Raw genomic sequence first — 25755 nt, 5'->3', positions numbered from 1 at the left:
ATGTGTTTTCGTTATCCCGAGCCTTATACAGGCTAATAAAGAGTACCGCGATCTATGAATGCTTTGTTTGTAACCGACAGCGTACCTGCGATGAATGACTGGACGTCTTCCACGATCCAGTCGAAAGCAGGATTGTCATTCTCTACGTCAAATCCCAATCCACCGATCGTCTTCCATGGTGCCACTGGCAAAAACCTGAAGTGGCGCGGCCGGTTGCTCATCGAATTTATAAATAAAGCCTGCTATCGATCTGCCCAGGGGGCTGTTTACGGGGGGATGAAGATGGGATTGGGCATGAAGACCACTATCCGTATACGTCGAGGCTCCGTTGTTGCGCTGATGGTCATGCTGTCCAGTTGCACCTCGCTCCCTCGGTCAGGACCGGATGCCGGCCTGATCGACAGCCAGGCGGTCGTCAAGGTTTCGTCGAAAGACCGCAAGGTCGGCATCGACTACGCACTGGTCGACCTCAACCAGAACACATTGAAATACTTCGACGGGAAGGCGAGTGCATCGCTGAAGGCAACCTTCGGCACTTCGCGTTCCTCTGCGCCTGATATCCCGCTTGGCTATGGCGACGTCGTGCAGGTGACGATCTTTGAATCCCAGGCAGGCGGACTGTTCATTCCCGCAGATGCCGGCAGCCGCGCCGGCAATTTCGTGACCATTCCAAGTCAGACGATCGACCGTGGCGGAACGATCAGCGTTCCCTATGCCGGACGCATCGTCGCTGCCGGCAAGCGCAAGGAGCAGGTCGAGGCGGATATCGTCAAGAAGCTCTCCAGCCGGGCCATCGAGCCGCAGGTGGTGATCACGACGGTCACCAGCAACTCGAGCCAGGTCTCCGTTCTCGGCGACGTCAACGCGCCGGCAAAGGTGGAACTCAGCCCGGCCGGTGAACGCGTCCTTGATGCTATTTCTCAGGCCGGCGGCCTGTCGACGGCGGCGATGGAAACAAACATCACACTGCAGCGCCGGGGCAAGACTGTCACAGTTCCCTACGAGACACTGCTGAAGAACCCGTCGGAAAACATCTTCGTGTCGCCGATGGACACCGTTATCGCCGATCATCATCCGCGTAGCTATGTCGCCTTCGGTGCGACCGGCACCAACGGACGCTACACCTTCGACGATGAAAACCTGACCCTGGCGGATGGTCTGGGCAAGGCCGGAGGCGCGCTCGATACGCAGGCAAATCCGGCGCAGGTGCTGCTGTACCGCCTGGTCGACAAGACGTTGCTGCGTCAAATGGGAGTCGACACCACGCATTTCCGCGACGAACTGGTGCCTGTCGTTTTCCGTGCCAACTTGCGTGATCCAGCCGGCTTCTTTGCTGCCCAGAAGTTCTCGATGGAGGACAAGGATGTCATCTACATCTCCAACTCCGACTCCGTCGAACTGCTGAAGTTCCTCGACATCGCCAACTCCGTCACATCGACGGCGGCGGGAACGACAAGCGATGCCGTTACGACGCGCAAATCGATACGCGAACTATAGAACCGACAAGTTTGCCGGGCCGCCTGAAACGCGGCTCGGCAAGACCGGCCAGACCCAGGGCTTTTGCCTCTTTTATGTGCTCCTTCGGCGTGGCCGGAGGATGAAACGCTCAGCCACCGAGAGTAGGAGATCGCTCTTTGCTATCACCCAAAAAGTCCAACACCGACAGCTGGGCCGGCTTCGACCACGACGAGATTTCCGAGATCATCGATCTCGACCGCATCCTTGCTGCCGCCCGGCGGCAATGGAAGGTCGTTGCCGCTGCCATCGGCGCCTTCATCGTGCTTGGTATCGTTTACCTGCTGCTGGCCACGCCGCAGTATACGGCAAACACCAGCGTACTGATCGACCATGGCACGTCCACCATCGTCAACCAGATGACGGACACGACCGTGCCGCCGGGGTCTGTGGACGAAGAAGGCAACATCCTCACCCAGGTCGAAGTGCTTCGATCGGACACGATTGCGGTTGCCGTTATCCAGAAACTCGACCTCTTGAACAATCCCGATTTCGTCGGCAAGGGCCCCTCCTGGATCAGCAAGCTCATCGGGTCGATCAAGATCAAATCCTGGCTTGGGCTTGGAACACCCGCAGTTCCTGTCGATGAAGCCGAAGTCAAACTGGAGAATGCTGCAGCCCAGATCGAGCGGAACATGCTTGTCGAGCGCGTCAACCGCTCCTTCGTGCTCTCGATCAGCTATACATCGCCCTCGCCCAAGCTGGCACAGCAGATTGCGGACGGCATCGCCGACGCCTACCTCGTCGACAAGCTGAATTCAAAATACGACGCCACCCGGCGTGCCAGCGACTGGCTGCAGGACCGCATCGAGGAACTGCGCAAGAAGTCGCTCGCATCCGACCTGGCCGTCCAGAAATTCCGGTCCGACAACGGACTGGTGGAGACCAGCGGCCAGCTTGTCAGCGACCAGCAGCTGTCACAGCTGAATACCGCGCTGACGACTGCGCAAGGCGACACGGCAGCCGCGCAGGCGAAATATGACCGCGTCGAATCCATCATCCAATCCAAGAACATGGATGCTGTCGTTTCCGATGTGCTGGGAAGCACTACGATCAACGACCTGCGCAAGAAGTACCTCGACGCCTCGAAGATGCAGGCGGACATTGCCCGCCGGCTTGGTCCTGATCACGAGCAAGCGGTGCGTCTGCGCGGTGAAATGCAGGAATACCAGCGCCTGATGTTCGAGGAGCTCGGTCGTATTGCCCAGAGCTATCGCAACGACCTCGATGTCGCCAAGGCGCGCGAGAAGTCGTTGGCCGACAGCGTTGCCTCGGCGACGACGGTTTCGGCGACGGCCAGCGATGCGCAGGTGCAATTGCGCGAACTGGAGCGGACGCGCGATACCTACCGCGATCTCTACCAGAGCTTCCTCACCCGCTACCAGCAGGCTTCCCAGCAGGAGTCGTTTCCGATCACCGAAGCCCGCGTGATCACCAAGGCGACTTTCCCGATCGGCGCCAGCAAGCCGAAGAAGATCATCGTGCTTGCACTGTCGATCATCCTTGGCGGTATCGTCGGTGGCGGCATCGGGGTCTTCAGGGAGTTCCGCGACCGCTTCTTCCGCACCGGCGATCAGGTGCGCGACAGCCTGCATCAGGAGTATCTCGGCATCGCGCCGATCGTCAAACCGGTGACTGCCGCCGAGATCGTGCAGGATCATCCGCGCAGTATCAGGCAGGTGAACGGCGTTTCGAACTATGTTGCCGAGCATCCGCTTTCAGCATTCGCCGAGACGATGCGCAGCGCCAAGATCGCCATCGATGTCGAAAGCGGCGAGCGAATGGCCAAAGTCGTCGGCATCGTATCCAGCCTGCCGGGCGAAGGTAAGTCGACGATCTCCATGAACTTCGCGCAGTTGCTTGCGATGCAAGGTGCGCGAACACTGCTGATCGACGCCGACTTGCGCAATCCTGGTGCCACCCGGAGCATCGGGCGGCATGCCGAGGCCGGCCTGCTGGAAGCACTTCTGGAACGCAGACCGATCCAGGATCTGCTGCTTATCGACCAGAAGACCAAGCTCGCCTTCCTGCCCGCTATCGTCAAACGGCGTGTGCCACACTCGTCTGAACTGCTGTCATCACCGGCGATGAACGCACTGCTCGACATGGCGAGGGCGAACTTCGACTATATCGTCATCGACCTTCCGCCGCTCGGACCCGTCGTCGATGCGCGGGCGATCAGCCCCAACATCGACGCCTTTCTGTTCGTCGTCGAGTGGGGCAAGACATCGCGCAAGGTTGTCCGCAGCATGTTTACCTCGGAACCGGCAATCGCCAGCAAGTGCGCAGGCGTCATCCTCAACAAGGTCGATACGGAAAAGATGAAGCTGTATCGTGCCCACGGCTCGAGCGAATATTACTACTCGCGCTACACGTCATATTACCACGACAATTGATCCTTGCGGCCGGGCCTCAGTGCCCGGCCCTTCGTTTGGCGAGGACATTTTCCCGCCACACGGTAAACATTCCGGCGCCGACCACGATTGCCGCGCCAACCACCATGTTTGCCGTCAAGACCTCCCCGAACACGACGACCCCGATGATGGCGGCGTAGACCAGCTGCAGATAGGTCAGCGGCTGGATGACAACGGCATCCAGCAGGTCATAGGCGCGGATCAGGCAATAATGGCTCGACATGCCGGTAAGGCAGAGCAGCCCCATCCAGATCCAGTCATGGGGCGTCAGCGGCATCCAGAAGAACGGCCCGATACAACTCATGGCGATGGCGCCAACCACGCCGGTGTAGAAGAAACTGGTCATCGACGCGTCCTGCCGGCTGACCAGGCGGGTGACGATGACGTAGAACGAGAACAGCAGGGCGGAGGACAACGGAACCAGAAACCGGACGTCGAAAAATCCACTTTCCGGCTTGAGGATCAGCAACACACCGAGAAAACCGACAAAAATCGCCGTCCAGCGCCTCCAGCCGACTTTTTCTCCGAGGATCGGCACCGATAGCAGGGCAACGATCAACGGGCCGGACGAGAAAATCGCCTGGGAACGGGCCAACCCCACCATGGCAAAGGACTGGATGACGATGACGATCTGCGCCGCAAGAAGAAGGCCGCGGAGGATCTGCAGCCACGGGCGCCTGGTGCGCACCGTCACCGCGAGACCGCCGCGCGAACGGGCGGCAAGGGCGATGGCGAACAGGGCGAATGTCCAGTAGCGGATCATTGCGACCAGAAACGGAGGATAGGCGCCGGCCAGGTGCTTCGATATGCCGTCCTGGATGGAAAAAAGCGTGATAGCGACGATCGTGAAGATATAGCCGCTTTTGGTGACGTTCATGACTACTCGCGGCAAACATTGGAAATAGCAGTGGCGGGAGGGAGGCGGAGAACCGCTTTCGCGACTGGAGTTTAAGCGAGATCCGTTCTGGATCATAGTTATTTGCGCCAAGCCGGAGCCAGGGGATAGGCGGTCGCGCCTATAACCGGTCGCGAAACCGTCTCTGGTAGGCAGGGTCGTACAGCGCGCTTTCGCGAAAATAGTCGGATGCAAGCGACCGCCCGACAAAAATCAGCGCGGTGCGTTCTATCGGCTCGGCCGCAACTTTTGCTTCGATATCATCCAGCCGGCCGCGCAGGATGCGCTCGTCGGGCCAGGACGCCTTGACGACGATGGCAACGGGGCAATCGGCGCCGTAGTGCGGCGTCAGTTCCTCGACCACCTGAGGCAAGGCATGGATGGCCAGGTGAATGGCAAGCGTCGACCCCGTCACGGCAAAAGCCCGCAATGTCTCGCCCGATGGCATCGGCGAGGCACGGCCGGAGACGCGGGTTAGCACCAGGCTTTGCGCCACGGCCGGTATCGTCAGCTCGCGACCGAGTGCCGAGGCAGCCGCAGCAAATGCCGGAACGCCGGGGGTCATCGTGTAGCCGATACCACATGCATTCAGCCGGCGGATCTGCTCGGCGACCGCGCTCCACACCGACAGATCGCCGGAATGCAGACGCGCAACATCCTCGCCTGCCTCATTGGCGCGCCGGAATTCCATCTCGATTTCATCGAGCGATAGCGGCGCCGTGTCGATAATGCGGGCGTCCGGCGGGCAGTAGGCAAGCAGGTCCCTCGACACCAGCGAGCCGGCATAGAGGCAGACCGGGCACTTTGCGATGAGGTCGCGGCCGCGCACGGTGATGAGGTCGGCGGCGCCAGGTCCGGCGCCGATGAAATGGACTGTCATTGGGCGATCTCTGTGGTTTCAGGCTTGGTCCAGCACCATTGCGTCACCGGCATCGCCGGACGCCATCCGTGCATCGTGCCGACGGGTGTGACACGGGCGATGTCGATCCTTGTCAGCGATCCGCCGTGGCGGGCATATTCGGCAAGCAGCACGGCTTCCATTTCGGTCGTTACCCCGTTTGCAACGAGCCGGCCTCCCGGTTTCAAGGCTGCCTTTACAGCCTCCATCACCCCGGCCTCGCTGCCGCCGCCGCCGATGAAAATTGCGTCTGGCTGGGCCAACCCGGTCAAGGCTTCAGGCGCCGTGCCTTCGACCAGATGCAGCATCGGCACGCCGAAATCGTCGGCATTCCGGCGGATGCGCGCGGCACGGTCCCGCACCGCCTCGATCGCGATTGCCCGCAGGCTCGGATCGGCCAGTAACCATTCGATGGAGACCGAGCCAGAGCCGGCGCCAATATCCCAGAGCAGATCGCCGTGACGGGGGGCCAGCGCCGACAGCGTCATCGCCCGCACCTCCCGCTTGGTAATCTGGCCATCATGGCTGAACAGGGCGTCGTCCAGGCCTTGCGCCAGCGGCAACAGCCGTGCATCCCGGTCGGCGACGATCTCGACCGCCATCACATTCAAGGCGTCGATATCCTCGAGTGTAAAGCTTGATGCCTTGTGCAGGGTTACCCGCTCGCGTGCTCCGCCCATCGCCTCCAGCAGCGTCAGCGTCGAACGACCGAAGCCGAGCCTTGTCAGAAGTGCGGCTATCGCTTGCGGACTGGTAGCATCAGAGGTCAGCGCGATGATCTTTCGGCCGGGATGGAGATGGGGCCGGAGAAGATCGATCGGGCGCCCATGCAGCGACAGGAGCGTCGCCGATTGCATCGGCCACCCCAGCCTTGCTGCTGCCAGGCTGAAAGCCGACGGCGCCGGGATGACGTACATTTCTTCGGGCGGAATGAAGCGCGAGAGGGTGGCGCCGATCCCGAACCAGAAGGGGTTGCCCGATGCCAGGACGACGGTTGGCATTCCACGCCGGGCAAGCAGGTGATCTATCGAGCGCTCGAACGGGCTGAGCCAGCTGTGAGTTTCGCCGCTTATCAGTGGCGCCACCAGTTCCAGATGGCGGGCCCCACCATAGACGATCGGTGCTGAGGCGATCCGCTGCCTGGTTGCCTCGGTCAAGCCGGCTGGACCGTCCTCGCCGAGGCCGATAAGGGTGAGCCATTGCGTTGGCAACGAAGAAAGCGTCTCAGACATGGGCAGGACTCGCATCCTTATTCTGGGTGGCACGACGGAGGCGCGGCTGCTGGCAGAGACGCTGGCGACACGCGATGGCATCGACGTGCTGCTGTCGCTGGCCGGACGGACGAAGGATCCCCTCCCCCAGCACGCTCCGGTTCGCACCGGCGGGTTTGGCGGCAGAGAAGGACTGGCCGCGTTTCTGAAGGCTGAAGCCATCGATCTCGTGGTCGATGCTACACACCCCTTTGCCACGCAGATATCCGCAAACGCCGCCATCGCCGCGACGATAGCGGGCATTCCGATCTTTGCCCTCAGCCGCGAAGCCTGGCAGCGGGTTGCCGGCGACCATTGGCACGAGGTCGCGGATGTGACGGAGGCTCTTACCGCGCTGGGCTCCGTGCCACGCCGCGTATTTCTGGCCGTCGGCCGGCAGGAGGCACACCGGACCGATCTTTTTCCGCAGCATTTCTATCTGTTGCGCAGCGTCGATCCCGTCGATCCGCCTCTGCTCGCACCCGATGTCGTCAGCATCCTGGAACGCGGGCCGTTTGACCTTCACGCCGAACTGCGCCTTATGAAGCTTCACCTGATCGATTGCGTCATTGCCAAAAACAGCGGTGGAAGCGCCACCTATGCCAAGATCGAGGCGGCAAGGCTGCTCGGCATTCCTGTGCTGATGATTGCCCGCCGCGCGGCCACCGCGGTGGCATCGGTCGTTTCGCTCGAGGCTGCGCTGGCACGGATCGATCATTTTGTCTCCGGGGAAGCAAAACGCGGGGTATAAACCAGGTCCGGCAGGACCGGCCGCCTGACGATCTTCGTTTCCGGCGATCCGATGATGACGCAGGTGGCCATGTCCGCGACCGACGCATCGGCATCCGCCAGCAGGACAATGGCCAGCTTCTCGTCGGGGCGTCCCGCCGCACGGCCGAAAATCACGGGTGTCGTCGGCGGCAGGGCTAGGCGCAAAATCTCGAAAGCGCGACCCAGCTGCCAGGGACGTGCCTTGCTGATCGGATTATACAGCGCGATGACGAAACCGGCCTGCGCTGCAAGCGTCAGCCGCCGCTCGATCAGTTCCCATGGCTTGAGGTTGTCGGACAGCGACATAGCACAGAAATCATGCCCGAGGGGCGCTCCAAGACGCGCAGCCACGGCCAGCATCGCAGTGATGCCTGGAACGATGACGAGGTCGATGTTGCGCCAGTGTTCGGGCCCGTTGTCGATCGCCTCGCAGACGGCGGCAGCCATGGCGAATACGCCTGGATCGCCGCCGGAGACGACACAGACTGTCGAACCCGCTGCCGCCCGCTCCAGCGATGCCCTGGCACGATCGATTTCCTCGCGGTTGTCGGAGGCGATCCGCAACTGGTCAGGCCTCAGCGAGAGGCGGTCAAGATAAGGGCCGTAGCCGAAGAACTCTATCGAGGCCGCGACGGCTGCCATGGCCTCCGGCGTCATCTGCCCGGGGTTGCCCGGCCCGGTGCCGATTACATAGAGGCGGCCGGTCATGAACTGCGTTCCCAGCCGGGCACCAAAATCAGCGAGAAATACGGCGCCTCGCCGTCGTCGCGCTCGATCATCCGGGTCACCGACTGATTTCTCATCGTACCGCGCTCGACATAGACGGCATGGTGAAGCCGACCGGAGGCGGCAAGCGCACGGCGGATCTTGGGCAGGTTGCGCCCGACCTTCATGATAACCGCGGCCTCCGTGTCCACCAGACGACGGGCCAGCTCGGCCTCCTCCATGGTGCCAGGCAGCACGGACATCACATCGTCGCCCTGGACGATGGGCATGCCGGCCAGCGACCAGCAGCCGGACATCGCCGTGATCCCAGGGATAACCTCGGTCGGGTAACGGTGCGCGAGCCTGACATGCAGGTGCATATAGGAGCCGTAGAACATCGGGTCGCCTTCGCTGAGGACGGCAACGGTGCGTCCGGCGTCGAGATGTGCGGCGACCGCCTCGGCCGAAAGATCGTAGAACGCGGTAATCTGCCGCTTGTAATCCTCGTGGTGTCGGTCGATCTCGGTGGTGACGGGATAGTAGAGCGGCAGCATCGAGACGTCCGCGCGCAGGAGATCATCGACAACCGTGCGTCCATTGCCATGGCGACCGGCCTTGGCAAAATAGGCGACGACATCTGCCCGCTCCAGAGCCTTGACGGCTTTGACGGTCAAAAGGTCGGGATCGCCGGGACCGGTGCCGACTCCGATCAGGCGACCGGTCGAAACAAGGGTCATAGGCCGCCTCGCGCCAGGGCGTTGACGGCCGCCGCAGTCATGGCGCTGCCGCCAAGCCGGCCACGGACGATGCCATAGGGAACGCCATAGGAATATTCCGCCAGCGCATCCTTCGATTCCGCAGCGCCCACAAAGCCGACCGGCATGCCGATGATCGCCGCCGGCCTCGGGGCGCCGTCGCGCAGCATTTCGAGCAGATGGAAGAGAGCCGTCGGCGCGTTGCCAATGGCCACCACGGAGCCGCCCAGCCGCTCACCCCAGAGGTGCATGGCGGCAGCCGAACGGGTGTTGCCGCTATCCTTCGCGAGGTCAGGCGTGCGCGGATCGCGGAGCGTGCAGATGACATCGTTTTTGGCGGCCAACCGGGCGCGGGTGACGCCCTGCGCCACCATCTCGGCGTCGCAGAAGATCGGAGCGCCGGCAGCAAGCGCTGCACGGGCCGAGGTCACGAAATCGGGAGAAAACTGGAAATGAGCGGCCGCTTCGACGAGGCCACAGGCATGGATCATCCGAACGGCGACATCGGCTTCGTCTTCCGAGAAGCGCGACAGGTCCGCCTCGCTCCGGATAATCGCGAAGGATTTTTCGTAGATCGCGTCGCCCTGATGGATATAATCGTAGTCAACCATGCCTATTCCTGTCTCAACGCGGCGACGGTCGCGTCGCTGCCAAGCCGTGTAAGGCAGTCCCCGACCGATTCGCCAGCCGCTTTCGTCGCTGCGACCATTCGTGCCAGTCTCTCCAGGGCGATTTGCAGTCCGTATTCGTCAACGGAAACGGCTGGGACGCCGGAGGCTTTTTCATTGACGCCGATGCCAAAACCGGAAGGCATGCCGACGACCGCAAGGGCACTCGCGGCGGGGTGGGCGCAGCCTTTTGGACAACCCGAAAGGTGTAGCACGACAGAGCCATCCAGTAATTCCGGGACCCAGCCCACCGCCTTGGCCGCCAGATGTTTGGTACGGTATGTGCCCGAAGCACACCCGCCGGCGCCAGCGCAGGTGGCAATGGCGCTGGCTGGCGTATTGGCGTCGGTCCAGAAACCGAAGTCTACAGCCTGTGCTAGTATCTCGGCCATGACATCGGTCGACGCGCCCAAGAGCAGAAGCGCGTGGTCGGGTGCCGTCCGGATTTCGGTAATGCCCTTCGCCTTGGCGATATCGAGAAAAGCAGTCAGCTCGACGGCGTGGATCTGACCAAAAGCCAGCTGCAGGCCAAGTGCGACCGACGTCGGACCCAGCGGATGGATGCCGACACAGGCCTTTGAAGATTGGATTTCCAAAGAGGTATTGGCGAGCCTCTCCTTTTCGCCACGAAAGCTTTTAGCAAGGTCGCGGCCGCGTGCGCGGGGGCCGAGTGCATCCAGGCTCTTCAGCAGATCGAGGACCGCAGACAGGGCCTGCTCGTCTGAACCGAGCAACACCGGGAGCGCCGCGGCACGCGTTCCCCCCACCGCCACCTGCCATAGCGGCCTTGCATCGACGCTCGGTATTGCCGTGAGGCGGATATCGGCGGTGACATGATCGAGCACCAATTGGCCGCCGCCATCGACGATGATCGACAATTTTGGGGCGAGCGTCAGCTGCGCAGGAAGACAAGCGACCACCTCTCCGAGGCGGGCTGCCATGCGGCGGGCGTCAGCGATTTCATCGGGGTCGAGGCCAGACAGGGGTGGCGTTTCGATCGTCAGGCCGGTAACGGGGACGATGCCGGCAGCGGCTATGTCGGCTTCGAGGCACGGCACCGTCTCCCAGGCGAGGCCACGCAATTGCAGGTTTCCACGGGCGGTGACCTCGATCAGGCCGTTTCCATGTCTTGCGGCGGCGCTGGCGAGTTGGCGAAACTGGGCGACAGTCAGGCCCGCAGTCGATGGGCGCAGCCGCACAAGCAGGCCGTCGCCGGTCTGCATGGGTGTGGCCAGCGAGGGGCAGGCACCGCGGACGAGGCGGGACGGCAACGACACGTCATGGCCAAGACCGACGCGCGGCACAGCGAGACCCGGTTTGGCCATCGTTTGCCCATCTATCGCCATATCCACACCCTTTCCTGCTGTCTCCTTACATCATCCCGTCCTTGAGGCAAACAATTTGGCAGGCACGGCTGGGCCTGCTCAGTCGTCGAAATCCTGCCCCTTGCGGAGCAGGTAGATATCCATGATCCAGCCGTGCCGGGCACGGGCTGCAGCGCGGGTCTCGATAATCGTCTGCGCCACCTCGTGAAGGCGACCGGAAAGGACGATCTCGTCCTTGCTCCCGAGATAGGCGCCCCAGTAGATATAGGCATCGGGGTCGTCGAGCCCGGCAAAGGCCTGCTCGCCGTCGAGCATGACGACCGCTGTGCCTTCCAGCTCCGGGAAGCGCGCTGCCAGTCGTCGCCCGGTGGTGATCTCGACCGGCTTGCCGACCAGATTGAGGGGGATACGGTGGCTGGCCGTCAAGGCCTGGATGCTGGTGATGCCGGGAACGACGCTGTAGTCGAGAGCGACATTGCCCCGGGCCATCACGCGCTGCAGGATGCGGATGGTACTGTCGTAAAGGCTCGGGTCTCCCCAGACGAGAAGTGCGGCACGGCCATTCTCGGACGTTGCCTCTGATAGCATCTGCTCATAAACCAAGGCGATCTCGGCATGCCAGGCATCGACGCCCTCGCCGTAGGACCGGTCTTTCGTCTGGCGCACGGGCACATCGTAGGCAATGACGGGAGTTTCGGGACGTGTCAGGTAGCGGGCGCAGATCTCACGGCGGACATCGGCGAGACCGCTCTTGGCGTCTCCCTTGTCGGGTATGAACACGACGTCTGCGGCGTTCAGGGCGTTGATGCCCTGAACGGTCATATGCTCCGGATTACCGGTGCCGATGCCGATCAGATACAGATGTCGCACGACATGCTCCTGCCGCCGACCTGCCTCGTGCGTCGGCTCGCGTTCTGTTTATGAGCGACGCCATCATGTCGCAACGGTCCCAATTGCGAAATCGATTGTCGTCAGCAATATCCTGCGTTCGGGCCGACATCTGCTAGGCTAGCTGCGAGGTGGTTGGCCAATGCGCGCGCCCGGTACCGACACGTTATATTTCTACATATTTTTCAATTTATTAAGCTTCAGACATGCGGAGAATCAATGCAACCGCGTACCTATGGACTCGTGCTCGTTACCGTTGCGACGGTGATGTGGAGCAGCGCCGGGCTTTTCGTCCGGATGATCGATCTCGATGTCTGGACAACGCTGGGCTGGCGTTCCGTCTTTGGCGGACTGACGCTCACAATCATTTCCCTGTTCGGTCGCCGCGCCGCACCGCCGACAGTAGCCACGCCCTATGGAATGTACGCCCTGCTTGGGCTGTTTTCGGCGCTGTCGATGTTCGGTTACATTGCGTCGCTCAAGCTGACGACCGTTGCCAATGTCCTGTCGATCTACGCTACGGTCCCGTTTATCGCAGCAGGGCTGGCCTATCTTCTGATCGGCGAAAGGGTGGAGCGCCGCGTTCTGATTGCCAGTTGCGTCGCTTTCCTCGGCGTCCTCGTGGTCGCGGGCTTTGCGGCGCGATTGACGGATCTCGCCGGCAACGCACTCGCCTTGCTGATGACGGTTACCTTCAGCATCCTGCTAGTCATGGCGCGCAAACACCCCTTGCTGCGGATGGCTCCGGTCAATGCCATCGGCTCTGGTCTCTGCGTGCTGCTCTGCCTGCCGCTGATGTTGCATGCGGTGCCCGGCCCGGCGGATCTTGCAATCCTCGCCCTGTTCGGATCGACAACCTCGGGGCTAGCCTACCTGCTCTACATGACCGGCGGCCGCTATATTCCGTCAGGCGAAGCCGGGCTGATCGGGCTGATGGATGTCGTTCTCGGCCCGCTCTGGGTGTGGCTTGCCTTTTCTGAATGGCCAGGCAATTCGACGATTGCCGGCGCTGGCCTGATACTCGTGGCAGCAGCCTGGTATCTGTGGAGCGGCCTTCGCAACTCGGCAGCGCGCAAAGCGGCCGCTGCCCGGGCCAGTCAACAGTTTTGATTTTGCATCTGCAATATGTGCCGGGCTAGCGGCGGGCAAGCCTTGCCGCCGCTAGCGCCGCCGTCATGCATCCGATGAGCAGCAGCAGGTTGAAACTGATGACGCCCGACCAGCCGTCCGCAAGCCAGAAATAACCGCCAAGCGAACCGGCAATGCTAGAACCCAAATAGTAGGACAGCAGGTAGAGCGACGAGGCGTGGCCCTTGGTGTCGCGCGCCAGCCGTCCGACCAGGGCACTGGCAACCGAATGTGCTCCGAAGAAGCCGATGGTCACCAGTACGATGCCGACGATGATCAGCGGCAGCGATGACGACAAGGTCACGAGGCCACCGATTGCGGCAATCAGGATGCCGACGGGCATGACACGGAAATGTCCGAAGCGGTCGCCCAGCAATCCGGCTGCCCAGGAGGCGGCTATGCCGAACAGGTAGGCCGTGAAGATCAGGCCAAGCTCCGTCTGGTTAAGATTGAATGGAGCGGCCACGAGGCGGAAGCCGGCGTAATTGTAGACCGTGACGAAGGATCCCATGATCAGGAAGCCGATGGCAAACAGGCAGGGAAGCGCCGGGTTGCGGAGATGGCCGAGCCAGGCACTCAAATGGAATGCAGCATTGAAACCTTTGCGGGGCGTAAAATTGCGCGAGGCCGGCAACAGCAGGAGAAATCCGACCGCAGCGGCAAGTCCGAGCATGCCAACCGTCGCAAGTGCCGGGCGCCAGGAGAAGTTTTCGGCAATCATGCCCGTCACCACGCGACCTGCCATGCCGCCGAACGCGTTGCCGGCAATGTAGAGGCCCATGGAAGCTCCAAGACCGCGCGGATCGATTTCCTCCGCCAAGTACGCCATGGCGACGGCCGGAACACCGCCGAGCAAAAAACCTTCCAGGGAACGGATGGCCAGCAGGGTCTGCCAATTAGGCGCGATGGCACAGCCGAGTGTGCAGAGCGCTGCGCCGAGCAGCGAGGCAAACATCAGGCTACGGCGGCCGACGCCTTCCGAGATGGCTGCAGCGATGAAGATGGCAAAAGCGAGAAAGCCTGTCGACAGGGACAGCGACAGGGAGCTTGCGGCAGGGCTGACGCCGAAATCGTGGGCGAAAACCGGCATTAGCGGCTGCACGCAATAGAGCAGCGAGAATGTCGAGAAGCCCGACAGGAAAAGCGCAAGGCTTGCGCGCTTGTATTCCGGTGTACCGCGAATGAGAAACTGCGGTGCCTCGGAAGCTGCAACGATCTTCAATACGGGGCGTGTGGCAGCGACAATCTTAAGGGGAGTAGCAAGGGACATCAGCACCAACCTTTTCTTGTCCCTGATCTAGTCAAATGGGCTTCATGTGTCCAATATATGAAAGAGACGTTTTCAATCTGTTTTGGAGATAGCGATGGAGTTGCGTCACCTGCGCTATTTTCTGGCATTGGCGGATGAGGGCAACTTTACCCGTGCGGCCGGGAAGCTCGGCATCGGCCAGCCGCCGCTCAGCCAGCAGATCCGCGATCTGGAAACCGAAATCGGCGTGCAGTTGTTTCACCGTGTGCCGCACGGCGCAGAACTCACCGCCGCCGGGGAGGCCTTCCTGCCGGAGGCGCAGGCGGCGATCGATGCGGCCGAGAGGGCCAAGCTCTCGGCCCAGCGCGCGAACCGAGGGGAAACCGGCCGCCTGTCGCTCGGCTTCACCGCCTCCTCCGCCTTCAATACCCATGTCAGTGGCGCAATACGCCAGTTTCGCAAACGCTGGCCCGAGGTGCGCCTCTCGCTGACGGAGATGAACAGCAAGGGATTGATGGAAAGGCTTATGCGCGGCGAGATCGATGCCGCGTTCATCCGGCCCGGCCTCGAAAATCCGCGCGAAGTGCGTCTCCGGATGCTTGCCGTCGAGAGCATGGTGATCGCATTGCCGACCGGGCATCGACTGGCAGCAGCCCCGCGTCTGCCGCTTTCGGCGCTTGCCGAGGAACAGTTCATTCTCTTTCCGCGCGTCGCGGGCCTCAGCCTTTACGACGACATCGCCGCCGCTTGTCGCGAAGCGGGGTTCGAGCTCGTGGTCAGCCAGGAGGCACCGCAAATCCCGTCGGTGGTCAACCTGGTGGCGGCCGATCTCGGCGTCTCAATCGTTCCGGCCTCTATCGCCCAGATAAAGCTCGACGGCGTCGTCTACCGCGAAATCGACGGCCCGCCTCTGGTGGCACGGCTAGGGCTGGCCATGCTGAAGAGCCAGCGGTCGCCGGTGACCGATAATCTGATGAGCCTGCTGCCTGACAGCATATTCAAAGCGGAAACAGCAGCCCCCGGCCCGGACAACAACGACACGAATCGTTGACGACAGTGCTGATCGACATTTAGGGGTTATCTGTCCTGACGCGGTTGCGTTGGGAATCCAAACCAAAATCGCCTTCGCATGGAATGTGTTTATTGCCACTTTTTCGAAAGACCGACGGAAAGCTCGACAAGCGCCATAGCCTTTTCTCTCGTTGGGTACTGAAACGCATCGCGGTGAAAACATTGCGATCCGCAGATGCGGGCAAAAAGCCGCGGGAGATATTTGCAAAGGGAATCTCGGGGGCGTTTCCTGATCCCGCAGATGGCCCGGATGTGATATTGGCCGCGTGCAACGATACCTATTTCAACCTATTCGCAATCTCGCTCATCAAATCCATCGAACGCCTCGGCAAAACGCAGCCTCTGCATATTCATCTGCTCGAACCTTCCGACGAGGTTGTTCAACGGGCCCGAGCGCTGCAGCGCGATCTGAAATTTGTGACGCTGACATTTACAATCGACAGATGCCTGCTTGCCGACAAACTCTCGCACAAACAGATCTATTACACCGCTGCGCGTTTTCTTCTCGCCCCGTTGATCCTGGAGAGGGGTGTAAAGCGGCTGCTGATCGTTGATGTCGACGCGGTGATGAACATGCTCCCGTGGAGGCTCTTTGGCTGCGACAGCGCAACGACAAGTGGCGGCTTTATCTTCAGGCGTGGCATGCGAAGGCCCTGGTACAGGGTGCTGGCATCGGCCGTATTTTTCAACGGCTCGAAAGGCTCCCTCCGGCTTTCAGAGACGCTCGCCAGCAGCCTCGCAGCGGCTCTTGCCTATAATCCCAAATACCACATCGATCAGATACTGCCTTATTACCTCTGCAGCTTTGCACCTCGGTATCTCCCTGACTTCTCAGTCATCGATATACCGGATAAGCTGATGGGATACGACTACGAGCCCGATAGCGCCTTCTGGACCGTCAAAGGCAAGTCGAATATCAGTCGTTTTCTAGCCGAAAAAGAAAAGCTGATAGATTTGGACGTGGGCTGACGCCGCGTGTGACGGCCATTTGAAAATGGAATGCAACCGGCGTTTTGCGACCTGAATGGCGGGCAGCTGGATCCATATCCCGCATGTTTTTTTTCTGCGGTTCTTGCCGCAAACGGCTCTTGCCTGCATAAGGAGGCATGGGACTTGATTCAAAAATATTCGACAGCATCCGCACAAAACGCAAGAGGCCTGCCTCGCAACCCGACGATTCCGGGCCGAAATGCCATTGGGACGGTTGCGACAAAAAGGGCACCAATCGTGCACCGGTCGGCCGCGAGGCAGAGGGAGAATTCTTTCTGTTCTGTCTCGAGCACGTCAAGGAATACAACAAGGGCTACAATTTCATGTCCGGCCTCTCCGACGCGGAGATAGCTCGATATCAGCGGGAAGCCGCAACCGGCGGGCGGCCGACATGGAGCATGGGCGTCAACAAGGGTGCGCAGGACGCGCCAGCGCAGTCCGAGGTGAAATCGGGTGCGGCACAGGCCTATAAGTTCAAACGTCCCGCAGCAAAGCGCAACAGTGCCGACCGATACGAGCCGCAGGTGCGCGGTCGCAAGCTGAAGACGCTCGAAGCCAAGGCATTCGAGACGCTCGGCCTGCCGCAGACGGCAACGGCTGCAGAGATCAAGGCGAAGTACAAGGAACAGCTGAAGCTTCACCACCCCGACGCCAACGAAGGCGATCGCGGCTCGGAGACATACCTGCAGGCCGCAATCGAGGCCCACAAGATCCTGAAGCTGAACGGTTTCTGCTGATACGAGCCCGCGAGCTTTGACGCTACAGGTCTCTTCCCCGTCTCTGGCGAAGATTGCATGTTGCCAGTCGAAGCCCTAGGTGTTGTGAACAACCCAGGCGACAGGTTCAGACGATGGTTCTTTCGGGCAAACGCATCCTTCTCATCATTTCCGGTGGTATCGCGGCCTATAAGAGCCTCGACCTCATTCGTCGTCTGCGTGAACGCGGCGCGTCCGTGCGCCCGGTGATGACGGCCGGAGCGCAGCAGTTTATCACGCCGCTTGCTGTCGGAGCGCTTGCCGCCGACCACGTCTACACCGACCTGTTTTCCCGCCAGGACGAGCAGGATGTCGGCCACATCCGCCTGGCGCGTGAATGCGATCTGGTGATCGTGGCGCCGGCAACCGCAGACCTGATGGCCAAGATGGCGCACGGTCTTGCCGATGACCTCGCCTCCACCATCCTGCTCGCTACAGACAAGCCTGTGCTGGTGGCACCGGCCATGAACCCGAGGATGTGGTCGCACGCAGCGACGACGCGCAATGTGACAACCCTTCAGGGCGACGGAATTCGCTTTATCGGACCGATGGCCGGAGAAATGGCCGAAAGCCGCGAGGCCGGCACCGGACGCATGGCGGAACCGCTGCAGATCGTTGCCGCCGTGGAAGCATGGCTTCAAGACCGACCACTGCCGCTTACAGGCCGCACCGCAATCGTCACATCAGGCCCGACGCACGAGCCCATCGACCCCGTCCGCTATATTGCCAACCGCTCTTCAGGCCGTCAGGGCCATGCGATCGCGGCAGCGCTGGCCAATCTCGGCGCCGACGTGACGCTGGTGTCCGGCCCGGTATCGATCCCCGATCCGTCGGGCGTTCAGACAATCCATGTCGAGGCCGCAGAGGAGATGCTTTCGTCCGTTTTAAAGGCATTGCCGGCCGACATCGCCGTCATGGTCGCCGCTGTCGCAGACTGGCGCGTTGAAACTGCCTCCAGCCAGAAACTCAAGAAGGTCGCAGGCCAGCCGCTGCCGAGCCTGTCGCTGGTCGAAAACCCTGACATCCTGAAGACGATCAGCCATCACCCTATGCGCCCTGCGTTCGTCATAGGTTTTGCGGCAGAGACACAGGATGTGGACGCCAATGGCAAGGCCAAGCTTGCCCGCAAGGGTGCCGACCTTATCGTGGCGAACGATGTCTCTCCCGGCACCGGCATCATGGGCGGCCATCGTAACAGCGTGACGCTGATCAGCTCTGAAGGCACGGAGGCGTGGCCCGAGATGAGCAAGGAAGAGGTTGCAGCAAAGCTGGCGGGACTGATAGCCGAGCGGTTCAGGCCGGAATAGCCAGCTCGACCGATTTTGCCACTTCGCGCTTTTCAGGTAGGAAAACACCTACATCGACACCGGCAGGCGTGATTGTCACGGCGCTGCCATTCGGGATCTCGGCCCAGCTGTCGATGTCGTCGTTCAGCGGTTCAGACACGAGGCAGTAGCCCTTGCCGGCGCCGAGCGGAGCGGCATAGAGCGTCGGTGCCTTGCGATCCGTGGCATAGCGGATGGCATAAAGAGACTTGCCATCGGAAAAGGCGGCGGTGAAGCGCACCAAGGCCGTACCGGTAATGTGCTCGGCGAGGCCTTCGACAAAGCTGATCGTATCGGCCATAGCCGACATCGGCGTCCGGCAAAGACCGAACTGCAGCGCCAGCAAAAACAAAAGCTCGGAGTCCGTCGTACCGGAGCGGGCGTTGAACAGCTCGTCGTCGAGCATGGCTTCCATGGGACGGCGCAGGCGCTCGAAATCGGCAATCTGGCCATTGTGCATGAAGGACCAGTTGTCCCACACGAACGGATGACAGTTGTCGCGGCGCGTGCCGCCGCCGGTGGAGGCGCGAACATGGGCCAGAAACAATGGCGAGCGGATCTGCCGCGCCATGCTCTTCAGATTGCAATCTGACCAGGCCGGAAGGATGTCGCGATATCGGCCGGGTTCAGGCCGGTCGCCATACCAGGCGATGCCAAAACCATCACCGTTGGTCGCTGTCTTGGCGCGGGTGGCGCAGTGAGATTGCTCGATCAGAGAGTGGGCCGGCGACGAGACGAGCTCCTCAAGATAGAGAGGGTCTCCACAATAGGCTGCCCAGCGACACATGCTTTCTGCTCCGATTCTCGCTTGCTTTTACTCCGGCGGAAGAATGTCGAAATCAAGGACGATTGTTGAGCGAAATGGATAACAAAACCTTAATGATTCCGCAGCTTGCCGTTGAGCATGACATATTTTTGACGCAAGTCAGATCACGATTTTGCAACGCAGCAATTTCTTTTTGTGAACGGTGCGTTCTTGAGCCCAAGCTCGCGACATTGGCGGGTTGGTTGTATGACAGCGTGATCAAGCAATGTGGAGCCTGCGATGTCCATTCGTCCCGTGAAGTATGAGAGTGTGGCAACACCAGCGATGGAAGGTGCGGGCGTCAAGCTGCACCGCGTCTTCGGCTTCGGAGATCCTTCGCTCACCGACCCGTTCCTGATGATGGACGACTTCCGCAACGATGTGCCGAGCGATTACATAAGGGGCTTTCCCTGGCATCCGCATCGCGGCATCGAGACGATCACCTACGTGCTGGCGGGCACGGTGGAGCACGGTGACAGCCTCGGAAATCGCGGCGACCTCAATGCCGGCGACATCCAGTGGATGACGGCCGGCAGTGGCATCATGCATCAGGAAATGCCGAAGGGCGACTTTGCCGGGCGCATGCACGGTTTCCAGCTCTGGGCGAACCTGCCGTCGGCGTTGAAAATGACCGCGCCGCGCTACCAGGACGTCAAATCGACGGACATTCCCCTCGTGATCGACAATGACGGCACGGCTGTGCGGATCATCTGTGGAAATTTCTGGGGCAAGGCCGGACCGGTCGATGGCGTTGCGGCCGAACCGATCTATCTCGATGTCTCCGTCCCGCCGGGTGTCAGGAAACGGCTGCCGGTGGATACCTATCGCAACGCGTTTGCTTATATTTTCGCCGGTTCCGGGACGTTTCGGGATGCTTCCAAGCCTTTTGGCGTCCGCGTCGAGAAAGAAGTCGATGGCGAGGAATTGAATATTCGCGACATGTCCGGCAATCGCACTCTGGTGGTCTTCGACAGCGGCGATGAAGTCACAGTGCAGGCAGGTGACGAGGGTATCCGCTTCCTGCTGGTTTCCGGCAAGCCGATACAGGAGCCCGTTGCCTGGCACGGGCCGATCGTCATGAACAGCCGCGAGGAAATCATGCAGGCGATGAAGGAACTGCAAAACGGCACGTTCATCAAAGCCGCCCACTGAAGCGCCCACAGGGGTTGACGGCCGGCAAGAGGCATATTAGTCATAAAGTCATCCGATGACTTTATGACTAATGGAATCATGCAACCTCTCCCTCGAAGCAACCTCGCCGAAACCGCGGCCAACATCATACGCGGTGAAATCCGAGCCAATCGTTGGTCTGTGGGCGAGAAATTGCCCAACGAGGCCGCGCTTTCGGCAATGCTGTCGGTCAGCCGCGGCACGATCCGCGAGGCGGTGCGCGTTCTCGTCTCGCAGGGATACCTCGAAACGCGGCAGGGATCCGGGACTTATCTGCGCTCGTCTGTGGACAGGACGGATAGTCTCGACATGGCGCGGCGGGCAAGCCTGCGCGACCGGTTCGAGGCCCGGTGCGCGCTGGATGTCGAAGGTGCACGGCTCGCAGCACTCCGGCATACGCCGGCCGTCCTCGCCAACTTGCGCGAGTTGCTGGCTTTGCGCGGCACCCATCAGGGAAGAGGCGATACCGGATTTGTCGCCCGTGACCTCGCCTTTCACCAGGCCGTCATCGCCGCCTCCGGCAATGATGCGATGATCGACATCTATGCCTTCTTCTCAGCCTCGATCCAGCAGACCATCGAGGCCAGCATAGGCGCCGACGTGCCGGAACCCGATCATCTGGCCCATGCAGCGATAGTCGACGCCATCGAGACCGGCGACCCCGACAAGGCCGATGCGGCGGTGCGGAGTTTCATGGCACCCGTGATTGCCGCTCTCGATCGGAGCCTGTTCTCGTGACCGTCTCCCTCTCGCGTGACACGCTGGCCGCCGAAACCGCAATGCTGGTTGACGCCGAAATCGACGATGCTCCGGAACCGGTCGCAAGCGCCAAGGGCTCGCGTCTGGTGCTTGGCATCAGCCTGGTGCTGATCGCCTTCAATCTGCGCGGACTGTTTTCGAGCGCATCGGCGCTGCTGCCGGAGATTCGCAGTACATTCGACCTGTCGGCTACAGGCGCCAGCCTGCTGACCACCGTGCCGGTCCTCTGCCTCGGCCTGTTTTCCCCGTTGGCGCCGAGACTGGCACAACGCATGGGCGCCGAAAGGGCGCTGCTCGCTATCCTTTTCCTGCTGACGCTCGGCATTGCCCTTCGCGGACTGGGCTCTATCCCGCTTATGTTTATCGGCACGGGGCTGGCTGGTGCCTGCATCGCCGTTGGCAACGTTCTCCTGCCTGGCCTCGTCAAGCGCGACTTCTCGGACAAGGCGGCGTTGATGACCGGCCTCTATACCATGGCGCTCTGCGCCAGTGCAGCCTGCGGCGCAGGCCTCAGCCTGCCGGCCGAACGCCTTTTCGGCGGATCGACCGGCGCTGCCCTTGCCGTCTGGGCCGTGCCAGCGCTGGCGACCGCTCTCCTGTGGTTGCCGCAAGCGATCTCGACTAAGAGCCGGGCGCGCAAGACGGCGTTTCGCGTCGAGGGGCTCTGGCGCGATCCGCTGGCGTGGCAGGTAACGTTGTTCATGGGCCTGCAGTCGGCGCTGGCCTACAGCGTATTCGGCTGGCTGGCTCCCATCCTGCGGGAACGGGGCCTGGACGGTATGACTGCCGGGGGCATCGTTTCGGTATCGGTCATGGTGCAAGCTGTCTCATGCCTTTTCATGCCGCATCTGGCTGTACGCGGCAAAGACCAGCGGATCATCAACGTCGCACTTTGCCTTTTTGCGGTCGGCGGACTGCTCGGTCTTTTGTTCGCGCCGCTTTCGACCGTCTGGCTCTGGGCCGTCGTCCAGGGGGTAGGCCAGGGCGGACTGATTGCGGTTGCCATGACAGTTATCGTTCTGCGCTCGCCGGATGCCCATGTTGCCGCCCATCTCTCCGGCATGGCGCAATGCGTCGGCTATCTGCTCGCCGCTGTCGGGCCATTGATCGTCGGCCTGATTCGCAGCTGGACGGGAAGCTTCGGCCCCTGCGCCATCCTGTTTGTGGCTATCGGGCTCATCGCGGCCGTCAACGGCTGGGGTGCCGGCAGGTCGAAATATGTGCAATCGAGAAGCGTACCGATGGCTACGTGATACCGACGTTCAGCTCTCGAAGCGCGCTCTCGTCGATGGACATTGTGGTGCGCCGTCGGTTAGGTGGTATGCTAACTGCGCCAACCAAATAATGCTGCAGCGCAGCAAAAGAATGTCTGTTCACCACAATTCGGCCTTGCCTTGAGGCAAGCGCGCCATAAGTAGGTAGCCATGTCTGAGCAAACACAACCCGCAACCGAGGCGACCGTCGCAGCGGTAATGGAAAGTACAGCCCTATCGGCTTTGGCAGCCCATCCTTCCGAATGGGCGCTTTTCCTCGATATCGACGGCACGCTTGTAGATCTGGCGGAAACGCCAAGCTCAATCACCGTCCCTTCCTCCCTTCCCTACGATCTTGACGCGCTGTCGAAGAAACTTGGCGGCGCGCTGGCCTTGGTAACCGGCAGATCGCTGTCATTCGTTGATCCGCTATTCTATCCGTTCCAGTTCCCCGTTGCAGGCCTGCACGGCGCAGAGCGGCGCGACGCCGCCGGCAATGTCCAGCGGGTAACAGTCACGCCGGCCTTTACCGAAATGAAGCGCTGTATGACGGAGGAAGCGAGCCAGTGGCCCGGCGTCCTCGTGGAAGACAAGGGCGCTGCCGTGGCTGCCCACTACCGCCTTGCGCCAGAATGCCAGCATCTGGTGGAAGCCATGATGGATCGTTACTTCCGGGAAGCGGGACCGGAGTGGTCGCTGCAGCGCGGAAAGATGGTCGTCGAGATACGCCCGGCTCGCGCCGGCAAGGGCGATGCCGTCGCCGCCTTCCTGAACGAGGCGCCTTTCAAGGGAAGGCGCGCCTTTGCGGCAGGCGACGACTTTACCGACGAAGCGATGTTTCGCACCGTCAATCGCATCGGCGGGCAATCGCTGTTCATCGGCCTCGACAGCGTCGAGACCCAGGCACGCAGCCGCGTTGCCTCTCCGGCCATTCTTCGCCAGATTCTCGCGCAGCTTGCGTCCTGACTACACACTACCGACTGAATTTCTGAAGGGATTTTCCCCATGGGCCGTCTTATAATTGTCTCCAACCGTGTTCCCGTGCCCGAAAAGGGCGGTGCAGCACCGGCAGGCGGCCTCGCGGTTGCCCTGAAGATTGCGCTCGAAGCGCAAGGCGGCGTCTGGATGGGCTGGTCCGGTAATTCCAGCGGCGATGCGGAGCCGGGTCCGCTGACCATGGATGAGCAGGGCAAGATCACCTATGCGCTGACGGATCTGACAGATACCGACGTCGAGGAATATTATCACGGCTTTGCCAATCGTGTTCTTTGGCCGATCTGCCATTACCGTCTCGATCTCGCTGAATATGGGCGCAAGGAAATGGCCGGATATTTCCGCGTCAACCGCTTCTTTGCGCACCGGCTGGCGCCGCTGATCCAGCCGGACGACATCATCTGGGTTCACGACTACCATCTCATCCCCCTGGCTGCAGAGCTGCGCCAGATGGGGTTCAAGAACAAGATCGGGTTCTTCTTGCACATCCCATGGCCGCCGGCCGATGTGATCTTCACCATGCCGGTGCATGAGGAAATCATGCGCGGGCTCTCTCACTACGATCTTGTCGGCTTCCAGACCGACCATGACCTCGAGAACTTCGCCGGCTGCCTGCGTCGGGAAGGCATTGGTGACGAACTCGGTGAAGGTCTGTTCAGCGCGCACGGACGGACGTTCAAGGGCGGATATTACTCGATAGGTATCGAAACGGCAGCCTTTGCCGAATTCGCGACCAAGGCGGCGACAAACGTCATGGTCCGTAAGGCGCGGCAAAGCGTTGAAGGTCGCGACCTCATCATTGGCGTCGACCGGCTGGATTATTCGAAGGGCATTACCCAGCGTATCGACGCATTCGAACGTTTCATCACCGCCGACGCCGCTCATCAGGGCAAGGTTACATATCTGCAAATCACCCCGAAATCGCGTTCGGAAGTGCCGGAATACGAGCAGATGCAGCGCATGGTCGCCGAGCAGGCCGGCCGCGTCAATGGCGCCATCAGCACCGTGGACTGGGTGCCGATCCGCTACATCAACCGTTCAATCCCGCGCACGGTACTGGCCGGCCTCTATCGGCTTGCAAAGATCGGCCTCGTCACGCCGCTGCGCGACGGGATGAACCTCGTTGCGAAGGAATACGTCGCCGCGCAGGATCCTGAAAATCCCGGCGTGCTGGTGTTGTCCCGCTTCGCCGGAGCAGCGCGGGAACTTTACGGTGCAATCATCGTCAACCCCTACGACGTCGAGGCGACGGCCAATGCCATAGCAAGGGCCTTGGAGATGCCGCTCGAGGAGCGTCGCCAGCGCTGGCAAGGGATGATGACGCATCTGCTCGAGCACGACGTCGTGCGCTGGTGCGACGACTTTTTGAAGGATCTTACCGAGCAAGACGAAGCCGCCTGAGTTCACCATCGCCAACGGGCGGAGGCTTGCATTCATCGGATCGTCGCGTGCACCAACTCGCCGGCAATCGTCAGCCTGACCGGTGCTCCTGGCGTGGATAGTCTTGACGTGTCGACGAAGGATGCCTTTGCCGTTACGGCGTAGGCAAGCTCCGGTACCGCTGAGAAGTCGAGATCGGCCTCTAGCATGCGGGCCTTGACGGTGACAGCTTGCGCCGTGCCGGGCGAATCAAGGACGATCCCCAGGCGTAACGCATCGCTGTTGACGGAAATCGTTTCCGCGTGGCCGGACAGGGCGACGTCTGCGGCCTTCGATTCTATCGTCACCGCCGAGAACTGTCCGGTAAGTCGGGCGCTCAGCGCCTGCTGATGGATCGCGATTGCCGCATCCTTTTTGACATTCAGATTGATGTCGTAGCTGCAATCGGACACTCCGAACCAGGTGGATGAGCCTACATCGATGTGCAACAGCGTGCCCTCGATCCACATTCGGCTGGAAGAACTGCAGTCATCGTAGGACCAGATCGAATTCCACCGCGCAAACCAGCCCGAGCGACGACGTATCAGGGTTGCCAGATAGGGTCGGTCCGGCGCGGTGGTGATGTCGAGGGAACTGGCCTCACCGCCAATGGCCACGGCCGTGATACCGGAAATATCCAGCGGCAAGCTCGGCGGCTGTGTCGCATTGCTGATGGTGGCAGCCACGAAAAGGGCGATGCCTGTCAAAAGAATTCGTTTCATGATGTGCTCCTGGTCCCGCCATCGGGCTGAGC

24 protein-coding genes are annotated in these 25755 nt (G+C 61.2%); 13 read left to right on the top strand and 11 right to left on the bottom strand.

Going from position 1 to position 25755, the window contains the following annotated elements:
• Positions 1–294: 294 nt before the first annotated feature.
• Positions 295–1497: a polysaccharide biosynthesis/export family protein gene (locus tag PR017_RS17370; RefSeq protein ID WP_111216934.1), complete on the top strand. Its 1203-nt coding sequence runs from the start codon at positions 295–297 to the stop codon at positions 1495–1497.
• Between the two features lie 137 nt (positions 1498–1634).
• Complete coding sequence (locus tag PR017_RS17365) at positions 1635–3911, top strand: polysaccharide biosynthesis tyrosine autokinase (RefSeq protein ID WP_111216240.1); 2277 nt, start codon at positions 1635–1637, stop codon at positions 3909–3911.
• Between the two features lie 16 nt (positions 3912–3927).
• Here PR017_RS17365 and PR017_RS17360 read toward each other — a convergent pair whose 3' ends face one another.
• The 3 genes from PR017_RS17360 to cbiE form a co-directional block, all read right to left on the bottom strand.
• On the bottom strand, positions 3928–4806 hold the full coding sequence (locus PR017_RS17360; RefSeq protein ID WP_111216238.1) for a DMT family transporter: 879 nt from the start codon (positions 4804–4806) through the stop codon (positions 3928–3930).
• Positions 4807–4945: 139 nt separating this feature from the next.
• On the bottom strand, positions 4946–5704 hold the full coding sequence (gene cobM, locus PR017_RS17355) for a precorrin-4 C(11)-methyltransferase (protein ID WP_111216236.1): 759 nt from the start codon (positions 5702–5704) through the stop codon (positions 4946–4948).
• A complete protein-coding gene (cbiE, locus tag PR017_RS17350) occupies positions 5701–6954 on the bottom strand; it encodes a precorrin-6y C5,15-methyltransferase (decarboxylating) subunit CbiE (RefSeq protein ID WP_161959274.1) in 1254 nt (417 codons plus the stop codon). The genes cobM and cbiE overlap by 4 nt, the downstream gene beginning before the upstream one ends.
• On the opposite strand from cbiE, the gene PR017_RS17345 reads away from it, so the two are divergent.
• On the top strand, positions 6953–7723 hold the full coding sequence (locus PR017_RS17345; protein ID WP_111216234.1) for a cobalt-precorrin-6A reductase: 771 nt from the start codon (positions 6953–6955) through the stop codon (positions 7721–7723). The genes cbiE and PR017_RS17345 overlap by 2 nt on opposite strands.
• Here PR017_RS17345 and PR017_RS17340 read toward each other — a convergent pair.
• From PR017_RS17340 to cobF, 5 genes are all read right to left on the bottom strand, one after another.
• Positions 7687–8451, bottom strand: coding sequence for a precorrin-3B C(17)-methyltransferase (locus tag PR017_RS17340; protein WP_111216233.1), 765 nt, complete (start codon positions 8449–8451; stop codon positions 7687–7689). The genes PR017_RS17345 and PR017_RS17340 overlap by 37 nt on opposite strands.
• Positions 8448–9185, bottom strand: a complete 738-nt coding sequence (locus PR017_RS17335) for a precorrin-2 C(20)-methyltransferase (RefSeq protein ID WP_111216231.1) — start codon at positions 9183–9185, stop codon at positions 8448–8450. Before PR017_RS17335 ends, PR017_RS17340 begins: the two co-directional genes overlap by 4 nt.
• Positions 9182–9814, bottom strand: coding sequence for a precorrin-8X methylmutase (locus tag PR017_RS17330; RefSeq protein ID WP_111216229.1), 633 nt, complete (start codon positions 9812–9814; stop codon positions 9182–9184). The genes PR017_RS17335 and PR017_RS17330 overlap by 4 nt, the downstream gene beginning before the upstream one ends.
• A gap of 2 nt (positions 9815–9816) precedes the next feature.
• Positions 9817–11217 carry a precorrin-3B synthase gene (cobG, locus tag PR017_RS17325; protein ID WP_279619522.1) on the bottom strand — a complete coding sequence of 467 codons (1401 nt, stop codon included), beginning with the start codon at positions 11215–11217 and terminating at the stop codon, positions 9817–9819.
• A 78-nt stretch (positions 11218–11295) separates the two neighbouring features.
• Positions 11296–12066 (bottom strand): precorrin-6A synthase (deacetylating), encoded by a 771-nt coding sequence (gene cobF, locus PR017_RS17320; protein WP_111216227.1) that lies wholly within the window; start codon positions 12064–12066, stop codon positions 11296–11298.
• Positions 12067–12303: 237 nt separating this feature from the next.
• Here cobF and PR017_RS17315 point away from each other — a divergent pair, with 237 nt between their 5' ends.
• Positions 12304–13194 (top strand): DMT family transporter, encoded by an 891-nt coding sequence (locus PR017_RS17315; RefSeq protein ID WP_111216225.1) that lies wholly within the window; start codon positions 12304–12306, stop codon positions 13192–13194.
• A gap of 25 nt (positions 13195–13219) precedes the next feature.
• Here the strand turns inward: PR017_RS17315 and PR017_RS17310 are convergent, their stop codons facing one another.
• Positions 13220–14482, bottom strand: coding sequence for an MFS transporter (locus PR017_RS17310; protein ID WP_111216927.1), 1263 nt, complete (start codon positions 14480–14482; stop codon positions 13220–13222).
• A 94-nt stretch (positions 14483–14576) separates the two neighbouring features.
• Here PR017_RS17310 and PR017_RS17305 point away from each other — a divergent pair, with 94 nt between their 5' ends.
• The 4 genes from PR017_RS17305 to coaBC all read left to right on the top strand — a co-directional run bounded on the left by PR017_RS17305 (position 14577) and on the right by coaBC (position 18584).
• The gene (locus PR017_RS17305; RefSeq protein WP_111216223.1) at positions 14577–15512 is read left to right on the top strand and encodes a LysR family transcriptional regulator; all 936 of its coding nucleotides are present in this window, start codon (positions 14577–14579) and stop codon (positions 15510–15512) included.
• Between the two features lie 92 nt (positions 15513–15604).
• The gene (locus PR017_RS17300) at positions 15605–16501 is read left to right on the top strand and encodes a hypothetical protein (RefSeq protein ID WP_240538824.1); all 897 of its coding nucleotides are present in this window, start codon (positions 15605–15607) and stop codon (positions 16499–16501) included.
• A gap of 137 nt (positions 16502–16638) precedes the next feature.
• Positions 16639–17259, top strand: a complete 621-nt coding sequence (locus tag PR017_RS17295) for a J domain-containing protein (RefSeq protein WP_111216222.1) — start codon at positions 16639–16641, stop codon at positions 17257–17259.
• A gap of 113 nt (positions 17260–17372) precedes the next feature.
• Positions 17373–18584 carry a bifunctional phosphopantothenoylcysteine decarboxylase/phosphopantothenate--cysteine ligase CoaBC gene (coaBC, locus tag PR017_RS17290; protein WP_111216220.1) on the top strand — a complete coding sequence of 404 codons (1212 nt, stop codon included), beginning with the start codon at positions 17373–17375 and terminating at the stop codon, positions 18582–18584.
• On the opposite strand, the gene PR017_RS17285 is transcribed toward coaBC, so the two are convergent.
• The gene (locus tag PR017_RS17285; protein ID WP_111216218.1) at positions 18571–19389 is read right to left on the bottom strand and encodes a class II glutamine amidotransferase; all 819 of its coding nucleotides are present in this window, start codon (positions 19387–19389) and stop codon (positions 18571–18573) included. The genes coaBC and PR017_RS17285 overlap by 14 nt on opposite strands.
• Positions 19390–19647: 258 nt before the next feature.
• Here PR017_RS17285 and PR017_RS17280 point away from each other — a divergent pair, with 258 nt between their 5' ends.
• The 5 genes from PR017_RS17280 (at position 19648) to otsA (ending at position 24983) form a co-directional block, all read left to right on the top strand.
• Positions 19648–20559 carry a pirin family protein gene (locus tag PR017_RS17280; protein ID WP_111216216.1) on the top strand — a complete coding sequence of 304 codons (912 nt, stop codon included), beginning with the start codon at positions 19648–19650 and terminating at the stop codon, positions 20557–20559.
• Positions 20560–20637: 78 nt separating this feature from the next.
• A complete protein-coding gene (locus tag PR017_RS17275; protein ID WP_111216214.1) occupies positions 20638–21315 on the top strand; it encodes a FadR/GntR family transcriptional regulator in 678 nt (225 codons plus the stop codon).
• A 41-nt stretch (positions 21316–21356) separates the two neighbouring features.
• On the top strand, positions 21357–22589 hold the full coding sequence (locus PR017_RS17270) for a CynX/NimT family MFS transporter (RefSeq protein WP_111216924.1): 1233 nt from the start codon (positions 21357–21359) through the stop codon (positions 22587–22589).
• A gap of 171 nt (positions 22590–22760) precedes the next feature.
• The gene (gene otsB / locus PR017_RS17265; RefSeq protein WP_111216213.1) at positions 22761–23555 is read left to right on the top strand and encodes a trehalose-phosphatase; all 795 of its coding nucleotides are present in this window, start codon (positions 22761–22763) and stop codon (positions 23553–23555) included.
• A 39-nt stretch (positions 23556–23594) separates the two neighbouring features.
• Positions 23595–24983 carry an alpha,alpha-trehalose-phosphate synthase (UDP-forming) gene (gene otsA / locus PR017_RS17260; RefSeq protein ID WP_111216211.1) on the top strand — a complete coding sequence of 463 codons (1389 nt, stop codon included), beginning with the start codon at positions 23595–23597 and terminating at the stop codon, positions 24981–24983.
• Between the two features lie 32 nt (positions 24984–25015).
• On the opposite strand, the gene PR017_RS17255 is transcribed toward otsA, so the two are convergent.
• On the bottom strand, positions 25016–25723 hold the full coding sequence (locus PR017_RS17255; protein WP_111216209.1) for a hypothetical protein: 708 nt from the start codon (positions 25721–25723) through the stop codon (positions 25016–25018).
• Between the last annotated feature and the right edge of the window lie 32 nt (positions 25724–25755).

Origin of the sequence: Rhizobium tumorigenes (genome assembly GCF_003240565.2) — a bacterium.
Classification (GTDB): Bacteria; Pseudomonadota; Alphaproteobacteria; order Rhizobiales; family Rhizobiaceae; genus Rhizobium; species Rhizobium tumorigenes.
This window is presented reverse-complemented; position numbering and strand designations above follow the sequence as displayed.